The sequence below is a fragment of the Herbaspirillum frisingense GSF30 genome, from assembly GCF_000300975.2.
GTDB classification, from domain to species: Bacteria; Pseudomonadota; Gammaproteobacteria; order Burkholderiales; family Burkholderiaceae_D; genus Herbaspirillum; species Herbaspirillum frisingense.
In genome coordinates this window covers 75,670-94,654 of the sequence record NZ_AEEC02000002.1, presented here as the reverse complement: position 1 = coordinate 94,654, position 18,985 = coordinate 75,670, and the positions used below count along the sequence as shown (strand labels likewise).

The 18,985-nt window shown below is 64.6% G+C and carries 17 protein-coding genes; 12 read left to right on the top strand and 5 right to left on the bottom strand.

Annotated elements, in window-relative coordinates; all coding sequences use genetic code 11:
- Positions 1 to 222: 222 nt before the first annotated feature.
- Together HFRIS_RS01805 and HFRIS_RS01800 are read left to right on the top strand one after the other, a co-directional pair.
- The gene (locus tag HFRIS_RS01805; RefSeq protein ID WP_244436246.1) at positions 223 to 510 is read left to right on the top strand and encodes a DUF2946 family protein; all 288 of its coding nucleotides are present in this window, start codon (positions 223 to 225) and stop codon (positions 508 to 510) included.
- A 100-nt stretch (positions 511 to 610) separates the two neighbouring features.
- The gene (locus HFRIS_RS01800; protein WP_006461503.1) at positions 611 to 1,126 is read left to right on the top strand and encodes a copper chaperone PCu(A)C; all 516 of its coding nucleotides are present in this window, start codon (positions 611 to 613) and stop codon (positions 1,124 to 1,126) included.
- Positions 1,127 to 1,222: 96 nt separating this feature from the next.
- On the opposite strand, the gene rfaE2 is transcribed toward HFRIS_RS01800, so the two are convergent.
- The 4 genes from rfaE2 to HFRIS_RS01780 all read right to left on the bottom strand — a co-directional run bounded on the left by rfaE2 (position 1,223) and on the right by HFRIS_RS01780 (position 5,074).
- Positions 1,223 to 1,705, bottom strand: a complete 483-nt coding sequence (gene rfaE2 / locus HFRIS_RS01795; RefSeq protein WP_006461502.1) for a D-glycero-beta-D-manno-heptose 1-phosphate adenylyltransferase — start codon at positions 1,703 to 1,705, stop codon at positions 1,223 to 1,225.
- 142 nt (positions 1,706 to 1,847) lie between these two features.
- Positions 1,848 to 2,702 (bottom strand): diiron oxygenase, encoded by an 855-nt coding sequence (locus HFRIS_RS01790; protein WP_006461501.1) that lies wholly within the window; start codon positions 2,700 to 2,702, stop codon positions 1,848 to 1,850.
- A 138-nt stretch (positions 2,703 to 2,840) separates the two neighbouring features.
- Positions 2,841 to 3,731 (bottom strand): PhaM family polyhydroxyalkanoate granule multifunctional regulatory protein, encoded by an 891-nt coding sequence (locus tag HFRIS_RS01785; RefSeq protein ID WP_006461500.1) that lies wholly within the window; start codon positions 3,729 to 3,731, stop codon positions 2,841 to 2,843.
- A gap of 29 nt (positions 3,732 to 3,760) precedes the next feature.
- The gene (locus HFRIS_RS01780) at positions 3,761 to 5,074 is read right to left on the bottom strand and encodes a branched-chain amino acid ABC transporter substrate-binding protein (RefSeq protein WP_039874083.1); all 1,314 of its coding nucleotides are present in this window, start codon (positions 5,072 to 5,074) and stop codon (positions 3,761 to 3,763) included.
- A gap of 123 nt (positions 5,075 to 5,197) precedes the next feature.
- Between HFRIS_RS01780 and HFRIS_RS01775 the strand changes: the two genes are divergently transcribed.
- From HFRIS_RS01775 to HFRIS_RS01760, 4 genes are all read left to right on the top strand, one after another.
- Positions 5,198 to 6,340, top strand: a complete 1,143-nt coding sequence (locus HFRIS_RS01775; protein ID WP_006461498.1) for a DUF3108 domain-containing protein — start codon at positions 5,198 to 5,200, stop codon at positions 6,338 to 6,340.
- Between the two features lie 196 nt (positions 6,341 to 6,536).
- Positions 6,537 to 7,307 carry a DUF3108 domain-containing protein gene (locus tag HFRIS_RS01770; RefSeq protein WP_006461497.1) on the top strand — a complete coding sequence of 257 codons (771 nt, stop codon included), beginning with the start codon at positions 6,537 to 6,539 and terminating at the stop codon, positions 7,305 to 7,307.
- A gap of 119 nt (positions 7,308 to 7,426) precedes the next feature.
- Positions 7,427 to 8,185: a 7-cyano-7-deazaguanine synthase QueC gene (gene queC / locus HFRIS_RS01765; RefSeq protein ID WP_006461496.1), complete on the top strand. Its 759-nt coding sequence runs from the start codon at positions 7,427 to 7,429 to the stop codon at positions 8,183 to 8,185.
- A 38-nt stretch (positions 8,186 to 8,223) separates the two neighbouring features.
- A complete protein-coding gene (locus HFRIS_RS01760) occupies positions 8,224 to 9,411 on the top strand; it encodes a serine hydrolase domain-containing protein (protein ID WP_006461495.1) in 1,188 nt (395 codons plus the stop codon).
- A gap of 124 nt (positions 9,412 to 9,535) precedes the next feature.
- Here HFRIS_RS01760 and HFRIS_RS01755 read toward each other — a convergent pair whose 3' ends face one another.
- Positions 9,536 to 11,851, bottom strand: coding sequence for a penicillin-binding protein 1A (locus HFRIS_RS01755; protein ID WP_006461494.1), 2,316 nt, complete (start codon positions 11,849 to 11,851; stop codon positions 9,536 to 9,538).
- A gap of 343 nt (positions 11,852 to 12,194) precedes the next feature.
- On the opposite strand from HFRIS_RS01755, the gene pilM reads away from it, so the two are divergent.
- From pilM to aroKB, 6 genes are all read left to right on the top strand, one after another.
- Positions 12,195 to 13,094, top strand: coding sequence for a pilus assembly protein PilM (gene pilM, locus HFRIS_RS01750; RefSeq protein ID WP_006461493.1), 900 nt, complete (start codon positions 12,195 to 12,197; stop codon positions 13,092 to 13,094).
- On the top strand, positions 13,091 to 13,666 hold the full coding sequence (locus HFRIS_RS01745; RefSeq protein ID WP_006461492.1) for a PilN domain-containing protein: 576 nt from the start codon (positions 13,091 to 13,093) through the stop codon (positions 13,664 to 13,666). The genes pilM and HFRIS_RS01745 overlap by 4 nt, the downstream gene beginning before the upstream one ends.
- Complete coding sequence (gene pilO, locus HFRIS_RS01740) at positions 13,663 to 14,241, top strand: type 4a pilus biogenesis protein PilO (protein WP_006461491.1); 579 nt, start codon at positions 13,663 to 13,665, stop codon at positions 14,239 to 14,241. Before HFRIS_RS01745 ends, pilO begins: the two co-directional genes overlap by 4 nt.
- The gene (locus HFRIS_RS01735; RefSeq protein ID WP_006461490.1) at positions 14,238 to 14,924 is read left to right on the top strand and encodes a hypothetical protein; all 687 of its coding nucleotides are present in this window, start codon (positions 14,238 to 14,240) and stop codon (positions 14,922 to 14,924) included. Before pilO ends, HFRIS_RS01735 begins: the two co-directional genes overlap by 4 nt.
- A complete protein-coding gene (locus HFRIS_RS01730; protein WP_006461489.1) occupies positions 14,921 to 16,966 on the top strand; it encodes a type IV pilus secretin PilQ in 2,046 nt (681 codons plus the stop codon). The genes HFRIS_RS01735 and HFRIS_RS01730 overlap by 4 nt, the downstream gene beginning before the upstream one ends.
- Positions 16,967 to 17,176: 210 nt before the next feature.
- Positions 17,177 to 18,985, top strand: coding sequence for a bifunctional shikimate kinase/3-dehydroquinate synthase AroKB (aroKB, locus tag HFRIS_RS01725; RefSeq protein ID WP_006461488.1), 1,809 nt, complete (start codon positions 17,177 to 17,179; stop codon positions 18,983 to 18,985).

Sequence of the window (18,985 nt, the reverse complement as noted above, 5' to 3'; positions counted from 1 at the left end):
AGGCGGCCGGCGGCCCTGCCTGTTGGCAGGATCGGCGCCAGCGAGTGACACACTCGCATTCGTTATGCGGACACCCTGAGCGATCCTGGCGACGCACAGGCAGTGCATCAACCGTTGTTATAATCGCAGCCCATGTCTTCGCGCCCTTCTCCATTGACTGCATCCGCTGCATCGCGCCGCCCCTGGCTCGCGGCATGGGCCTGCCTGTCATTGGTGCTGACCATGGTTGCCGCTCCCTGGTGGCAGCAGGCGATGGCGCGCACCGCCCGCGAAGCGCCGGCCATGGCCATCTGCAGCGTGGGCGGCAACGCCGGCAACGGCCCCACCCATCTGGCTGCCAGCCATTGCCCGCTGTGCTGCGGCAGCCAGCATGCGGCGACCGCACCGACCGCCGCCTTCCACGCTGATGCCGTGCCGGGCATCAGTTACCCGCTGGCACTATTGACCTCCACCGGGCGCTCGGCCAGTCCGACGTCACTGACTCCGCAGGCGCGTGCGCCTCCGGCCTGATCGGATTCCGCTGTACCAGGCTTTCTTGCGCGGGCCATGCCATCACGACGAGTCAGGCCCGCCCGATCAGGATTCAAATAGGACAAAAGGACTAAACAATATGAAACATTTCTTCCAACGCTGCGCCGGCCTGGCCCTCACCGCTGCCCTGCTGGCCGCTACGCCGCTGTCGCAGGCCCATAGCTTCAAGCTGGGCCAACTGGAAATCGGCCATCCCTATGCGCGGGCCACGGTACCCGGCCAGCCGGCCGCCGGCGCCTACATCAGCATCGAGAACAAGGGCAGCGCTGCGGACCGCCTGGTGGGCGTTTCCTCGCCGGTCGCCAAGAGTGGTGAAATCCACACCATGGCCATGGAAGGCAATCTGATGAAGATGCGCGAAGTCGATGGCGGACTGGAAATCAAACCCGGCCAGAAGATCGCCATGCAACCCGGCAATGGCTACCACATCATGCTGATGGGCCTGTCCAAGCCGCTCCAGGCAGGCGAAAAGATCCCGCTCACCCTGAGCTTCGAGAAGGCCGGCAAGATCGAGGTCGTCGTCAATGTCGAGGACCCTGCGGCGGCCGGCGCCAAGGATGACATGAAGGACATGAAGGGACATATGCACCACTGAGCCACCCCGGCCCGGCGGGCCATCGCCTGAAACGACAAGGCCGGCAGCGAGCGATGCTCCTGCCGGCCTTGTCGTTTACGTTCTTCAGTGGCGGATTCAGCCGGCCAGCTTGCGCACCTTGGCCAGCAGCTTGCTGGTGGAGCGGTCATGTTCGAAGGCGATCGCCAGTACCTGGCCGCCATAGGCCGCCACCGCCTGGCCTTCGGGGATGGCGTGCATGTCGTAGTCGCCGCCTTTGACGTAGATATCCGGATGCGCTTCCTGCACGGCTTCCAGCGCCGTGTCTTCGTCGAAGGGCACCACCAGCGCCACCGATTCCAGCGCCGCCAGCACCGCCATGCGGTCTTCGCAGCTATTGATGGGACGGTCATCCCCCTTGCCCAGCCGCTTGACCGAGGCATCGGTATTGGCCGCCACGACCAGCGAGGCGCCCTGGGCACGTGCCTGGGCCAGATAGGTCACATGGCCGCGGTGCAGGATGTCGAACACGCCATTGGTCATCACCACCGGCTTGGGCAGTTGGGCCACGCGGGCCTTGAGTTCTTCGCGGGTGCAGAGTTTGGATTCGAAATCGGCCATCGTGGTGAGCTGGGTTGGCTGTGGGGTGGATCAGATGGGCGCGCTGTGGAGCGGAAGGCGGCGCATCCCATGAAAAAAGCCGCAACCTGGGTTGCGGCTTGCGATTGTACTGCCTGTGCTACCCGGTGTGCTGCATCCGCACTCAGGCTGCGGCAGCGCCCGCCGGCAGGATGCGCTGGGTCACTTCCTTGCGGTAGCGGTTCAGCTCCTGGACGTTGCTGAAGGTACGTTCGAACAGCAGCGACATGTTGTGCAGGATGCGGTCCACGACCTTCTTTTCCCATTCGCCGTCGAACTTGATCTGGTTGTCCAGCCAGCGTTCCAGCCATTCCGGATCGGGCAGGCGGCTTTGCACGGTGTCGTTGGGGAACAGCGCCTGGTTCACGTGCAGGTTGGTCGGGTGCAGCGGCTTCTCGGTGCGGCGGGCCGATGCCATCAAGACACCGATCTTGGCGAAGGCCGCACGGGCCTTGTCGCCCACTTCGTTCAGGGCCTTCTTCATGTAGCGCAGATAGGCGCCACCGTGGCGGGCTTCATCCTGGCTGATGATCTTGTAGATCTGCTTGATGACCGGTTCGGTGTGCCAGTCGGCGGCGCAGCGGTACCAGTGGTTCAGGCGGATCTCGCCACAGAAGTGCAGCATCAGGGTTTCCAGCGGCGGGGCGGGATCGAACTCGAAACGCACGTTGTGCAGTTCTTCTTCGGTCGGGCACATGTCCGGACGGAAACGGCGCAGGTATTCCATCAGCACCAGCGAGTGCTTCTGTTCCTCGAAGAACCATACCGACATGAATGCCGAAAAATCGCTGTCCCCGCGATTGTCGCGCAGGAACATCTCGGTCGCCGGCAGTGCCGACCATTCCGTGATGGCATTCATGCGGATGGTCTGCGCCTGTTCGTCGGTGAGCAAGGAAGCGTCGAACTTGTCCCAGGGAATATCCTTATCCATATTCCAACGGACCTGCTCTAGCGATTTGAACAATTCTGGGTACAGCATCTCAGTAGGGACCTATATGCGTTAAGTGTTTGATTTTAACAAGATTTTCCTGAACCATACTAAAACGCTCAGGTTTCAGCAATATGACAGCCGGCCGGACGCGTCTGCGCCCAGGACCAGGCAGTGCCATGGCGAGGATCAGGGGGAGATTGGCTTGCGGGAGGCTGGCTTCTTGTTTTGCCGGGATTGTACAACAGGCGTCCGGGCCGGGGCGCTCGTATTTGCCGCGCTCTTCGGGGCTTTCTTGACCGGTGGCTTCTTCGGCGCCGCCTTGACCGCCTTGCCAGCCTTGGGAGCGCCAGCCGGCTTGGCTTTGGGGCTGGCCTTGGACTTTGGTGACACTGTCTTATTTTCGCTACGCTTGGCCGGCTTGGGCGCCTTGGCGGGCTTCAACAAGGGCTCCTGGTCGGCCTGGGCGCCGGCCATCACATTGCCGACGGCATGCTTGAATTGCTCCTGCAACACATTCCACCAGGCGTTGGGATTGGCGATGGCGGACTGGAAATCGGGCGCGGGCGGGATAGCGAAACCGCCCTCTTCCCCTGGCGTGGCCGCTTCGGGCTGACGGTCTTGTCCTGCTGCAAGCTCGGGCTCCGCTTCGTCCGGGGCTTCCTCGGGCTCGTCGGCTGCGGGCTCAGGCTCGGCGCCAGCAGCAGCATCAGCAGCGGCACCCGGCCAAAGCGGGAAGCCGAAGGGGAACGGCGGCGGCGGGGCCGCCAGTTCATCGGCATCGCTGTCGGCGGCGGCTTCCGGGGTTCCGCGCGAGGCCATGATGGCGCTCATGGCCTGCAGGGTGGACAAGGTGGCGCTCTGCACTTCCAAGGTCTGGATGGTGGCCTTGAGCATGTTCAGGTTCAGCTCCAGCCAGGAGGCGACGGTCTTGAGGTCGGAGATCTTCTTGTTGATATCCTCCACCGAAAGCGAGGGCGTGGCCATGGCCGGGGCGCCCATGCTGCTCCACATCTTCTTCATGAATTCGATGGTATCGCCTACCGAGCCGGCGCCCGGCATCTTGTCGTGGTTCAGCATTGGTCGCTCCTGTTGTCGTGTTCTGGTCATCAGCGCGGCGGGCGCTGCATCCGGCATGAGCTCGGCAGTGCGGTCTGCTCGGCCGGGATGAAGCGCTCGGTGCGGAATCCATAGCCGCTGCCCTCATTGTCGAAGCGGATGCCGCCGCTATCGGCACGCTGCATCTGCATCAGGTACAGCGGCTGGATCAGCTGGTGATCCTCGGCCCGCATCGTGGCCTGGTGGAAAGCGTTCTGATAATGCGCGCCTTCCAGGGCATATGCAACCGCCTTGGGATCGGTGCTCCTGGCCTTTTCGATGGCCTTGACCAGCATCTCGATCATGACCTGCATGCGCAGGTAGAGGTAGTCATCCTTGGGCTGGGGATAGCGTTTGCGGAATTCCTGATAGTAGGCATCGCTGGGCGAACCGGGGTTCCCGCCCGCATTGGGGTGCCACTCCGCCACCGCCCGCACCACGCCCACGCCGGCCTCGCCAATGGCCGCCGGCGCGCCCAGGCTGTTGGCATAGAAGGTATAGAACTTGGCCTTGAAGCCGGCATCGCGCGCGGCCTTCACCAGCAGGGTGAGGTCATTGCCCCAGTTGCCGGTGATGACGGCGTCAGCCCCGGCGCTGCGCATCTTGGCGATGTAGGGGGCAAAATCCTTGATCTTGCCAATGGGGTGCAGCTCATCGCCGACGATGGCGATGTCGGGCCGCTTGGCCGCCAGTTGCTCTCGGGCGGCCTTGGCAACCTGGCGGCCGAAACTGTAGTCCTGGCCGATCAGGTAGACCTTGCGGGTCGCGGGATCGGCCTTGATGGCCTCGGTCAGGGCCTGCATGCGCATGTCGGCGCTGGCGTCGAAGCGGAAGTGCCAGAAGCTGCACTTCTCATTGGTCAGCGTCGGGTCCACCGCCGAATAGTTGAGGAACAGCACGCGGCGATCCGGTTCACGCTGGTTGTGCTTGTTGACCGCATCGATCAGGGCCGCCGCCACCGCCGAGCTGTTGCCCTCGATCAGGAAGGGGATGCGCTCGTCGGTCAACTGGCGCAATTGCACCAACGAGTCTTCCACGCCGAGCTTGTTGTCGAAGGTGGAAAGCTGCAGCAGGTGCTTGCCATCGGGCAGGCTGACGCCACCGCGCGCGTTGATCCGTTCGATGGCATAGCTGATGTTGCGCACCACGGCCTCGCCGGCATTGGCAAAGGGGCCGGAAAGGCCATCGATCATGCCGATGCGTACCGGTGGCAAGGCAGGCGCGCCCTGTACGCCCTGTACTGCATGTGCAGGCAATGACAGTGAAAGCGAGGAGGCGAGCAGCGCCGCGAGGGAGAGCAGACGGAAGGACAAGGACAGGTTCATCATTCGAAAGAGACAGCGTCAACAGAGCAAAGGCGCAAACGCGCATTGTACGTTGTTTGAATGACCGCTCTTTTGATCTCCGTCCCCACGACGCTGCAGGCGTGATCCGATAAACTGGCGCACATGAGCGAAGTTTCCCCCCCACCCCGGCGCTGGCCGCGCCTGCTGCTGCTGATTGCACTGAGCCTGGCGCTGCACGCCCTGCTGGTGGACTGGGGACGGCGCCAGATCATCCTGCCGGGTGCCACGCAAGAACAGGCCATGACCGTGGAACTGCGCCCCCTGCCACCACCCGAGCAACCGGTGGCGCTGCCGGTTCCCAGACCGACGCAACCGCTTGCAGCCAAGCCGGCCAGTCGTCAAGCCGCGCCGGCGCGCCGCAGCGAGCCCTCCATCGAACCGCCTGATGAACCGATACGGGAGACCGTCGAGCCCATCTATACACCCGCCCCCGAAGCGCCGCATTCCGCGCCCGCCACCGCGACGGCCACGGCATCGGACGATGGCACTGGCAAGACCTCGGAAGGCAAGGGCCAGGGAACGGCGGGCGCCGCCGCCGAGGGCGGCCAAGCCCAAAGCGATGCGCCCGGCAAGTCCTACCAGACCAGCGCACCACCAAGCGTACTGCTGCGCTACGACGCCACCGGCACCAAGGATGGACGGGCCAGCTACGGCCGTGGCAGCATCGCCTGGCGCAATGACGGCCCGCATTACAGCGTCGAGGGCAAGGCCAAGGTCCTGGTGTTTACCGTGCTCAACTTCACCAGCCAGGGCGACCTGGATGGAAATGGCCTGTCACCGGAGCTGTACACCGAACAGACCGGCTTCAAGTCGGCCACCAACACCCACTTCAACCGCGAGCGCAACGTGGTCAGCTTTTCTGCCTCGACCACCACCTATCCACGACGCGGCGGCGAACAGGATCGCGGCAGTGTCATCTGGCAGCTGGCTGCCATCGGTCGCGGCGACCCCGCGCAGTTCCGGGCCGGTGCGGTGATCGACATGTTCGTGGCGGGCGTGCGCGATGGCGAGGTCTGGCGCATGCAGGTGCAGGGCGAAGAAGACGTGACGCTACCCATCGGGCAGTTGCATACCTGGCATGTGGTCCGCATGCCCAAACCCGGCTCTTATGAGGATCGCGTCGACATCTGGCTGGCGCCCCAGCACGAGTGGTATCCGGTGCGGGTGCGCTATACCGAACCACCTTCCCGGGGAGGAGATTTCATCGACCTGTCGCTCTCCGGCATGGAAGCCTTGCCGCCATGAGTCCTGCCGCATTCGCGAAGTCCTGTCAAAATCCGAAACAATTGCGCACAATTGCTCCCCCGGGATAGCCGAACCGTCAGCAATGATCGCAGTCGTATCCGTAGTCATAGGATTTCCGACCGCTCCGAAAGCCATCCGCTGTCTACCATCCCGATGGCCCGAACCCATCCACAGAGACCACTACGAAGAGCTCGCCATGAACCGTATCCCCCACCGCCTCCTGACACGATTTTCCGCCCTGACCCTGGCCGGCCTGCTGGCCAGTGGCCCGCTGCTGGCCGCCGACGGCCCGCACCCGGTCGAAAAGCGCCCCTTCAATCTGCCGCCGTCGGCCGAGCTGCACTATGCCATCCAGGCCAAGCAGAGCGGACTCGACCTCAAGGGTGAGGGCCTGGTGAAGTGGACCCAGAGCAAGACCGCCTACAGCGTCACCACCGAGACCCGGGCGATGCTCCTGGGCAAGATCCTGGAAACCAGTAGCGAAGGCGCCATCGATGCCTACGGCCTGGCGCCGTCCCGTTTCGTGGAAAAGCGCCTGCGTCGCGAACCCACCACCACCACCTTCAACCGCGAGCAGAACAAGATCACCTTCACCGAATCCGGCGAGAGTTTCCCGCTGCAGGGTGGCGAGCAGGATCGCACCGGCATCACCTGGCAGTTCGTCGCCATCGCGCGCGCCAATGCCGCCAAGATGAAACCGGGTTCGGAGTGGAAGTTCTTCGTGGCCGGCCCGCGTGATGCCGAACAGTGGACCTTCAAGGTGATCGGTCGCGAAAAGATCAAGACCGCCCAGGGCGAAACCGAGGCGCTGCACCTGTTCCGCAACCCGCCGCCGGACGACCAGGCCCAGAAACTCGATATCTGGCTGGCCCCCAAGATGGAGTGGTATCCGGTGCGCCTGAAATTCACCGATCCCAATGGCGACTATATCGAGCAGGTGCTGGATTCGGTCAGCAAAACCAACTAAGCTGGGGCCTGTTCACACAAGGTGCGGGGCCTGGCCGGCAGGGATGCCGCCAGGCCCCGCGTCCATCGCCCCATCCTTCCATCCTCCCAGCCAGTACTGAGCCAGAAACCATGTCCTCCATGTCCGCCACCTCCGCCATCGCCCCGACCCTGAACACCCAGAGCGCCCTGGTGCTTTTCTCCGGCGGTCAGGATTCCACCACCTGTCTGGCCTGGGCGCTGTCGCGCTACCAGCGCGTGGAAACCATCGGCTTCGACTATGGCCAGCGCCACGCCATCGAACTGGAAGTGCGTCCGGCCCTGCTGGAGAAGATGAAGGGCTTTTCCGCCGACTGGCAGGTTCGTCTGGGCGAGGATCACATGATCGACCTGTCGCTGATCGGCAAGATTTCCGACACCGCGCTCACCCGCGATGTCGAAATCACCATGCAGGACAATGGCCTGCCCAATACCTTTGTCCCGGGCCGCAACCTGCTGTTCATGACGGTGGCCGCCACCCTGGCCTATCGACGCGGCCTGAACGTTCTGGTGGGCGGCATGTGCGAAACCGATTTCTCCGGCTATCCCGATTGCCGTGACGACACCATGAAGGCCCTGCAGGTGGCGCTCAATCTGGGCATGGCCACGCAACTCAAGGTCGAGACACCGCTGATGTGGATCGACAAGGCCCAGACCTGGGCGCTGGCCGAATCGCTGGGCGGCCAGGCGCTGGTGGACCTGATCCGCGCCGACACCCACACCTGTTACCTGGGCGAGCGCGGCCAGTTGCATGACTGGGGCCATGGCTGCGGCACCTGCCCGGCCTGCCAGTTGCGCGCACGCGGCTACGAGCAATACGTGCAAGACGTACAGAACACGGCAAGCAAAAAGATCGGCTGATCAGGCACAATAGGCTCACTCCAAAAAGAACGAGCCCCATGCCCAGCCCACGTACCTCCCAGCGCCTTGCCCGCGGCGCTGCTGCCCTGCTGATCCTGCTGGCCGGCGCCGAGATCGGGCGTCGTGTCGCCGATCTGCCCAGCCTGCCGGCGCTGGTCGACCTGCAGTTCGACCTGACGCCGCGCAGCCAGAGCTACAAGGTCTTCGACGCCAATCCCATCGCCCGTTCCAGTCATCCGCAAGCGCTGCCGGTGGCGTTGCGGCCGCTGGAAATCAACGTGCCATGGAAGAAGAATGGCCAGCTCAGCATGGCCGATTTCCTCAAGACCACCGCCACCCATGCCTTCGTGGTGGTGCAGGATGGCAGCGTCGTCTACGAGCGCTACATCGACGGCTTCGATGCCAATTCCCGCTTCACGTCCTTCTCGGTGGCCAAATCCTTTGTCTCGGCGCTGACTGGCGTGGCCTTGATGCAAGGCAAGATCAAGTCGCTGGACGAGCCCATCGGTCACTACCTCAAGAGCGATGAACTGGCACCCGCCTACGCCGGCATTACCATCGGCCAGTTGCTGGACATGCGTTCCGGCATCGACGTCGACGAGCGCTATGCGGGGTCGCTGACCTCACCGGTGGTGCGCATGTTCGTCAGCACCGACCTGCACAGTTTCCTGGCCCGGCGCCATGGCTTGCGCTTCGCACCCGGCGAACGGTTCGAATATCGCAGCGTCGATACCCTGGTGCTGTCGCGGGTACTGGCGCGCGCGACCGGCATGCCCCTGTCCGACTACGCGCAGCAGGCCTTGTGGGAACCGCTGGGCATGGAGCAGGATGCCAGCTGGAGCGTGGACAGCCGCAAGCACGGCGTGGAAAAGGCGTTCTGCTGCCTCAACACCACCGCGCGCGAATTCGCCCGCCTGGGTCTGCTCTATCTGAACCAGGGACGCATCGGCGAGCGTCAGGTGGTCAGCAACGCATGGTCCAACGAACCGCGCCGCCCGGACAACCGCAGCGACATTCTCGAATACCACGATGGCTGGTGGATTCCCCCCGGCAATGCACAGGACCAGGACTTCTCAGCCATCGGCGTATTTGGACAGTACATCTACGTCAATCCGGCGACCCGCACCGTCATCGTCAAGTTGAGCGACTATGGCGCCGAACAGGACGAAGTCCTGACCACGCTGGCCATGCGCAGGATCAGTCATTACCTGGCTGGCCGGGACTGAGCCCCTCGCTGCCGGCAGCAATAAAAAACCGCCGGTCACGCTCTCGCGACCGGCGGTTTTGCATGGGATCAGCAGAAAATCTAAACGATATAAATCATTATCTGATCGTTCCTTCCAGGCAGACTCAGAACAACTCGTTCTTCATCTGGGTCTTGGCCTTTTCTTCTTCAGGCGTGAGGCCACTGCGATCACCCATGCCCAGGTCACGCACCATGGCGCTGGGCGGGAACTCGGCGTAGTAATACTCGCCGCCCGATTCGATCACGCCGTCCGGGACCTTGCGATCCACGTTGGGCACATCCTTGAGCGCCTTGGACATGTAGCTGATCCACACCGGCAGGGCCAGGCCGCCGCCGGTTTCACGGTCGCCCAGGCTCTTGGGCTGGTCGTAGCCGATCCAGGCAATCGCGGTCAGGCCGGGCTGGTAGCCGGCGAACCAGGCATCCATGGAGTCGTTGGTGGTACCGGTCTTGCCGGCCAGGTCGGTCCGCTTCAGCGACAGCGCCTTGACCGCCGTGCCATGACGCACCACGTCGCGCAGCATGCTGTCCATGATGAAGGCATTGCGGGCATCGATGACACGGTTCGACTCATCCTCGGCGGTGGCCGGCTTGGCCTGCGAGAGCACTTCGCCGTTGCTGTCGGTGACCTTGGTGATCAGATAGGGATTGATCTTGTAGCCGCCGTTGGCGAACACCGAATACGCACCCACCATCTGCAGCGGGGTGACGTTGCCCGCACCCAGCGCCAGGGTCAGGTAGGGCGGGTTCTTGTCGGCGTCGAAGCCGAAGCGGGTGATGTACTCCTGCGCATACTTCACACCCACGCGCTCCAGGATGCGGATGGACACAAGGTTGATCGACTTCTGCAGCGCGCGGCGCATCGAGATCGGGCCCTCGAACTTGCCGCCGTAGTTCTTCGGCTGCCACACCTGGCCACCGGTCTGGGTGAAGGTCAGCGGCGCATCATTGATGATGGTGGCCGGCGACAGGCCCTTTTCCAGCGAAGAAGAATAGATGAAGGGCTTGAACGACGAACCCGGCTGACGCCAGGCCTGGGTGACGTGGTTGAACTTGTTGCGGTTGAAGTCGAAGCCGCCCACCAGCGAGCGGATCGCGCCATCCTGCGAGTTCACCGAAACGAAGGCCGATTCCACTTCCGGCATCTGGGTGATGATCCAGGCCTTGCCGTCCTGGAAGACGCGGATGATGGCGCCGCGACGGATCTTCTTCTGCGGGGGGGCCTTGTCCGACAGCAGGTTGGCGCCGAAGCCCAGGCCGGCGCCGGAAATGCTGATCTCCTCGCCGGTGGAGAGCATGGCCGTGATTTCCTTGGGCTTGGCATCCAGCACCACGGCCGCGACCATGTCATCGCTGTCGGGGTGATCGGCCAGCTCCACTTCCACGGCGTCTTCCACGGCTTCCTTGGTGGCGTTGTCCGGCAGGTCCATGTAGCCTTCCGGACCGCGATAGCCATGCCGGCGCTCATAGTCGATGATGCCGCGACGCAGGGCGATGTAGGCCGCGTCCTGGTCGGTCTTGGTGATGGTGGTGAAGACGTTCAGGCCGCGGGTATAGGTCTCGTCCTTGTATTGCGCGTAGACCAGCTGGCGCGCCATTTCGGCCACATATTCGGCATGCATGCCGAAGGCGGAACTGTCGCCCTTGACCCGCAGTTCCTCGTCCTTGGCTTCCTGGTATTGCGCATCGGTGATGTAACCCAGCTGGCGCATGCGCAGCAGGATGTACTGCTGGCGCGCATGGGCGCGCTTGGGATTGACCACCGGGTTGTAGGCCGACGGCGCCTTGGGCAGGCCGGCCAGCATCGCGGCTTCGGCGATGCTGATGTCCTTCAGTTGCTTGCCAAAATAGATCTGGGCGGCCGAGGCGAAGCCATAGGCGCGCTGGCCCAGATAGATCTGGTTCATGTAGACCTCAAGGATCTGGTCCTTGGTGAGGTTGTTCTCGATCTTCCAGGCCAGCGGGATTTCATAGAAGAACTTGCGCGTGGCCTTCTGCAGGAAGGTCGGCTCGTTGCTGGTCAGGAAGAAATTGCGCGCCACCTGCTGGGTGATGGTGGAAGCACCACCGCCACCGCCGGAGAGATTGGAGAAGGTAGCCCGGGCAATGCCCTGGTAATCGACGCCGCCGTGCTCGTAGAAGCGGTCATCCTCGATGGCCAGCACGGCCTTCTTCATGATCTCCGGGATGTCCTTGAAGTGCACCAGGTTGCGGCGTTCCTCGCCGAATTCGCCGATCAGCACGCCATCGGCCGAGAAGATGCGCAGCGGGATCTTGGGACGGTAATCGGTCAGCGTATCGAGGTCGGGCAGCTTGGGATAGGTCAGCGCGACAATGAAGGTCACGCCCAGCGCCACCATCACGACCAGGCCCAGCACCGTGCCGACCAGGCCCAGGAGGATGCGCAGCGACCAGTGCATGCGCTTGCGCGGGGCCTTTCCTGCGGGTTTATCCGCCGCCGATGCCGGTTGGTGTTGATCGCCGCCGTTGGAAGATGAAGACATTCGAGATAAGCGTTAAAGCAGGCCGGAGCCGGGTTGGAAGAAACAAGCCCGCATTATAGCGGCTCGCCCTGACGGGCCGCGCGGCCAGGTGTTGCAAATAGACCAAAGCACAGGAGCGCGGTTCCGACCAGGATGGCCGGAAGTGAAGCAATTGACATCATTTACTGCAAATTGACAGGCATTCCTCAAGTTTCCGCTATTCCCCCGCCTTCCCGCCGGCCAGACAATTCCCCCTTTTCCCTTGCGAAAGAACTGCGGCATGGCTAGTTCCATCTTTCCTTCCCGCCGGATGTCGGCGCGCCTGTGCGCCGGAGTCGACATCGGTCCTGACCGGGTCCAACTGGCCTTGCTGCGCCGCTGCGGCCAGCGCGCCCAACTGCTGCGCCTGGATCAGCGCCTGTCGGCCAGGCCCCTGTGCCGCGATGGCCAGGTGGTCGACTTCGATGCACTGGTGCTGATCTGCCGCTCGCTGCTGGACAACCCGGTCTGCCAGGGCGCCACCCTGGCGCTGGCCCTGCCGGCCGCGACGCTGACCGGCCGTCGCCTGGTCCTGCCGACCGGCTCCAGCGAGGTCCAGCGCCTGGCACAGGTGCGCGCCGAAATGGCCGCCCATGGCGCGTCGGCCGAAGAGCAGGTACTGGATTACCGGATACTCGGTCCGCAACCGGCCTCACCCGCCGACGTCCAGGTGCTGGCGCTGGCCGCCTCGACGCTGGCCATCGAAGACCGGCTGACACTGGCCGAGGCCCTGAATCGCTCCCTGGCGACGCTGGCACCGGAGGACCTGTGCCTGGCCGCCTGGTTGCGCGACGAGCGGCGCGCCGACCAGACTGCGGTGTTGCGGCTGGACCGCGGCGGCAACTGGCTGCTGCACGGCAGGGGCCCGGCCCACAACCTGCCGGCGCAGGCTGCCGCAGGCGGAGCGCTGCCCCTGCTGGCCAGCGTGGCGCCGCTGCTCAAACCCCTGCCGCGCAGATTGCTGCTCAGCGGCGACCACCCTCAGCTGGGCGCCATCGGGCGCGCCTTCGTCAAATATGCCGGCATCGATGCGCAGCTCGCCCCCATCCCCTCACCGCTGATGCTGTCCTCCGCGATCGCTGCGCAAATCCCGGCCGACTATCAGTTGGCCCTGGCCCTGGCGTGGGAGGGCATGGCATGAAGCCAAGCTTCGCAAGTTTCGCAAGTTTCGATTTCTCGCGCACCCCGCAGCAGCGTCGCCGCCAGCGCGAACTGGGCTTCTATCGCTGGCTGGCAGTGGCTGCGCTGCTGGGCTGCCTGATCGCCGCAGTACCCGGCCTGCGGGTGTGGTGTCACACGGCATCGCTGCAGCAGGCCAATGCCATGCTGAGCCAGGAGCTGCAAAAGATGGCGCCCCTGGTGCAACAGTCCAGCGCACTGCGCGCCCGCATCGAAGCGCTCAACACACAGCTGAGTGCGCAAGAACAACTGGCCCGACGGCGCCAGCAGGCCATCCAGTTGCTGCGCGGCGCGGCCCAGGCCGGCAACCCGCAGACCCGTCTGCAGCGGGTCATGCAGCAAGCCGGGCGGGCCGAGCTGCGCGGCCATGCGACAAGCGCGCAAGCGGTGCAGGAATACGCCGCAGCGCTCACCGGTGCCGGCCTGGACGGTGCCACCCTCAATGATCTGCACGCCGAAGATCGTGGTTACGCCTTCAGCATCGTCATCCCCTTGGCGCCACCCGCCGCGAACGCCACCCAGGAGCCAAAATGAAACGTGCAAGCCTGCGTACCCATCCGGCCCACTGGCCCCGGCCGGCACGGCTGGCGCTGTACCTGCTGACAACGCTGGCGTGCGCGGCCAGCGGGCTGTTGCTGGCGGTCGAAGAACTGGACGAATCGCGCCAGTCTGCCCAACGGCAACAGCAGGACCTGCGCGTGCAGTATCAATCCGCCCTGAACCAGGTCGCGCTGCGGGATGGCCTGCAGTCGCGCCAGACCGCGCTGGAGATGCAACTGGTCGCGCAACAGGTTCAGCTATGGCGCCCCGACCAGCAGCAACCCGAACTGTTGCATGCCAAGCTGGCGCGCCGCGCCGAAGAGCATGGTCTGGTACTGACCTCGTTCCAGCCCCAGCCCGGCAAACTGAGCGCCACCATCAGCCTGCGTGGCAAGCATGCGGGCCTGCTGCGCTTCGTCGAACAGGTCAGTCGGCCACCGATGCCGGTGCTCTTCGAGAACCTGGAGATCACCAGCGAGCGCGGCACGCAGGCGGCCTTGCTGATGAAGGCCACGGTCTCCGCCCCCACCGGCAATGCCAAGTCGGCTTCCATGGAGTCTCCACCATGAGCGTGCTTTCCCTCGCCTCGCTGATGCTTGCGCCGGTGTTGCTGGCCGCGACCGCCTATGCCGCGCTGGTGACACTGGAACACCCTGACGAGGCCACGGCAACCCGGCAGTGGATCACCCTCAGCCGTGAACAGTCATTGCGCCTGCCACCCGCCACAGCGTCGGCCTCGCGCCCGCCTGCGGGAGAAATCGAACATCCCTCGTCCGACCTTCCCGATCCATTCCAACTCGAAGATGAAGCGGCGACAGCAACGCTCACGTCACGGCAGGCGCGCGGCAAAGCCAGCCCTGCGACGGAAAGCGATGAAGAGGAAGACCTTGCTGTTGCAGCTGTTACAGCCGTTGCCGCCCCATCGCCATCCTCCGCCCCGACAACACCCGCACGCCCGGCGCTGCGCCTGCTGGGTACGCTACGTCGTAACGATCAGCGGATCGCACTGGTGGAGCTGGACGGCGCCACCCGCCGCCTGCAGGTCGGCGACCAGCTTCCCGGCGCGCTTGGCGAAGTGCTGGCGGTGCACGAAGACCAGATCGCCCTCCACCACGCCGGGTCGACCCAGACCATCTCGATGGAAAATTATGCGACCGGCTCTCCCGCCACGGTGACGCCCTACCCGCGTGCCACGCGCCTGTCACCGCGCAGCAACGGACGGCGCCTGATCCGCCCCCGGAGCCGGCAATGAGAACCCTGCTGCTCTTGTTCGCCGGTCTGCTGTCCCTGTCACCCTGGCCGACCCTGGCCGAGAACCGCCTTTACGGCATCGGTATCCAGTACCGCCCGCAAGGGCTCACGCTGAGCCTGCAACTGTCCCATCCCCTGGACCCCGCACAGGTAGGCGCATTCCAGCTGCTTGATCCGGCACAACTGGTACTGGACCTGCCAAAGACCACGCCTGCCGACATGCTGCCCCGCGCGCTGGCCGGCAGCGGCCTGCTCAAGCGCGTGCTGGTGGCCGCCGACGACGACCGGCTGCGGCTGCAATTGCAGCTCAAACACGCCGTCAGCCATCGTCTGCGGGTCGAGGATGATCGCCTGCTGGTCGAACTCGACCAGCGCGCCGCGCCCGAGCCCGGCGCACTGCAGAACATCGACTTTCGCCGCGGCGGCGCCGGCGAGGGACAACTGATACTGGAACTGGGCGCGGCCGATCAACCGCTGCAGGTCCGCCAAATGGGCCGGCGCCTGGTGGTGGACATCGGCGGCGCCATCCTGTCACCGGACCTGCAGCGGCCGGTCGAGGTCGGGCGCTTCGCCACCCCCGTGACGCAATACCATGCCTACCCGTACGAACAAGGCGTACGCGTGGTGCTCGAAACGCAGGGCCAATGGCGCTACCAGGCCTATCAGAGCGGTCGCCGTCTGGTGATCGACGTGTTGCCCGTCACCGGCGGCAGCACCGTCCCCGCTTCCTCCGGAACACCGACCGACAAGCACGATGGCGGCGACAGGTTATCGCTCAATTTCCAGAACATCGACATCCGCACCGCCCTGCAGGTCCTGGCCGATTACAGCGACGTCAATCTGGTGGCCAGCGACGCCGTGGTCGGGCAGTTGAGCCTGCGCCTGAGGGATGTCCCCTGGGATCAGGCGCTGGACCTGATCCTGCAGGCCGGGCGACTGGAGATGCGGCGCACTGGCGAGGTACTGTGGATCGCCCCGCGCGAGGAAATGCAGGCGCGCGAACGCCAGGAACTGGAACAGAAAGCCCTGATCGCCGACCTGGAGCCGCTGCATGCCGAAAGCTTCCAGCTCAACTACCAGCGCGCCGACACCCTGCGCCGCGCACTGGGCATCGGCGAGGACGGCAACACCCAGGCCGGGCGCCGCAACACCCTGCTGTCACGCCGTGGCAGCGCCATGATCGACCATCACACCAACCAGCTGCTGGTGACCGACACCCTGGCCGTGCTGGCCAACGTGCGCAAGCTGATCGAGCGCATCGACGTGGCGGCACGCCAGGTCCTCATCGAGGCCCGCATCGTCGAAGCTGACGACAGCTTCGCCCGCAACCTCGGCGTCAAGCTCGGGCTGGCGGCGACCACCCGCGGCGCAGCGGTGGGCAACACTTATGCAGCCATCGGCGAGCAGACCCGGCAGACGCCACCCACATCGGGTCTCTACCTGAGCGAACCAGCCCTGAACCTGCGCGCCGAGCCATTGAGCGGCGCCACTCCGGGCAGCTTCGGCTTTACCCTCTTCAACGCCGCTGCCCAGCGCTTCCTCAACGTCGAACTCTCGGCCCTGGAAGCCGACGGACGCGGCAAGATCGTCTCCAGTCCGCGCCTGATCACCGCCGACCAGCAGGCGGCCCTGATCGAACAAGGCGAGGAAATCCCCTACCAGCAGGCCGCCGGCAATGGCACCACCGCCACCGCATTCAAGAAAGCCAACCTGAAGCTGGAAGTGACGCCCCAGATCACCCCCGACGGCAATGTGATCCTCGACGTCGACCTCAACAAGGACAGCCGGGGCAACGTCACCCCGGGCGGCCTGGCGATCAACACCAAGCACGTCAAGACCAAGGTCCAGGTCGAAGATGGCGGCACGGTGGTCATCGGCGGCATCTATACCCAGACCGACAACGACCATGAAACCCGGGTACCGTTGCTGGGCGACATCCCCATCCTGGGCGCCCTCTTCCGCAGCAACAGCCGGGTGCGCGACAAGACCGAACTGCTGATCTTCCTCACACCCCGCATCGTCGCACCGCCGCGCCCGTATTGACGCCCGTTGCCCCCCGGCGGGCTGTCCAGCCCGATTTTTCCCGGCGGCGGCACAAAGAACGGTAAAATCGCTGTTCCAGGCCCGTACCGCCGGGCGCAAGCCGGCCGGCGGCCGGCCCGGACACCGCCCACCGGGCGGCGGGTGACCGTGCCGTCAGATGCGCGGCGCCATCGACATTGGCCAGTAGCGCAGAGCGCAGAATTCTTAGATATGACTGGAAGCATCTTCCTTGTCGGCCTGATGGGAGCCGGCAAGACCACCATAGGCCGGGCCCTGGCCAAGAAGCTGAACAAGCGCTTCGTCGATTCGGACCACGAGATCGAGGCGCGCACCGGCGCCACCATCCCGGTGATCTTCGAGATCGAGGGCGAGGAAAGCTTCCGCCGCCGCGAAGCGGAGGTGATCCGCGAACTCTCGGCCCAGCCCGACATCGTGCTGGCCACCGGTGGCGGCGCCGTCCTGCGTGCCGAGAATCGTGAAAACCTCAAGAAGGGCGGCACCGTCGTCTACCTGCGGGCCAGCATCAACCAGATTCTCCAGCGCACCGGGCGCGACAAGAACCGCCCGCTGCTGCAGACCGCCGACCCGCGTCGCAAGCTGGAAGAACTCTCGCGCCAGCGTGACCCGCTCTACCGCGAGGTGGCCGACTTCGTGATCGAGACCAACCGGCCCAATGTCCAGTTCCTGGTACAGACCATCATCAGCCATCTGGAACTGTCACCCAAGGAGGGTGCCTGGCAGCCCTCGCCGGAGGCTGATGGAACGCAGGCCGATGAAACCGTCGTCATCGAACGCAGCAGCGCGCTGGTCACCCGTACCGCCGACGGTACTACGGTGGTCGCCACCAGCCATTTCTCCCAGACCTTCCATGGCGCTGCCGGCGCCGAACCCAGCCATCACCGCATGAACCAGAACACCGCCTCCACCGCCATCAACCCGATCACCCTCAACGTCGACCTGGGCGAGCGCAGCTACCCCATCCACATCGGTCGCGGCCTGCTGGACGATGCGTCCCTGCTGCCGCAATACGTCAAGGGCAAGCGCGTAGCCATCGTCACCAACGATACGGTCGGCCCGCTGTACCTGGACAAGGTCGCCAACGCCCTGCGCGCTGCCGGCAAACAGGTCAGCGAAATCGTGCTGCCCGACGGCGAGGAAGAAAAGAACTGGGCCAGCCTGATGAAAATCTTCGACCGCCTGCTGGCCGACAAGTGTGATCGCAAGACCACCCTGGTCGCCCTGGGCGGCGGTGTGATTGGCGACCTGACCGGCTTTGCCGCCGCATCCTACATGCGCGGCGTACCCTTCGTGCAGGTGCCGACCACCCTGCTCTCGCAGGTCGATTCCTCGGTGGGCGGCAAGACCGGCATCAACCATCCGCTGGGCAAGAACATGATCGGCGCCTTCTACCAGCCACAGGCCGTCATCGCCGACACCGCCACCCTGCATACCCTGCCCGCACGCGAACTGGCCGCCGGCATCGCCGAAGTCATCAAGCATGGCGCCATCATCGATGCGCCCTTCTTCGACTGGATCGAAACCAATATCGCGCAACTGGTCTCCAAGGACGATGCTGCCCTGGCCTACGCCATCCAGCGCTCCTGCGAAATCAAGGCCGACGTGGTGCGCCAGGATGAACGCGAAGGTGGCCTGCGCGCCATCCTCAACTTCGGCCACACCTTCGGCCACGCCATCGAAAACGGCCTGGGCTACGGACAATGGCTGCACGGTGAAGCCGTCGGTTGCGGCATGGTCATGGCGGCCGATCTGTCGCACCGCCTGGGCTATATCGATGCCGGCACGCGGGACCGCATCCAGGCAGTCACCGCCGCCGCCGGCCTGCCGACGGTGGCCCCCAGCCTCGGTACCGAACGCTGGCTGGAACTGATGGAAGTGGACAAGAAAAACGAAGGCGGCCAGATCAAGTTCATCCTGATCAAACCGCTGGGCAGCCCCCTGATCACCAACGTGCCGCAGGAATTGCTCTTGCAAACCCTGGCGGCCTGCACCGGAGAGTAA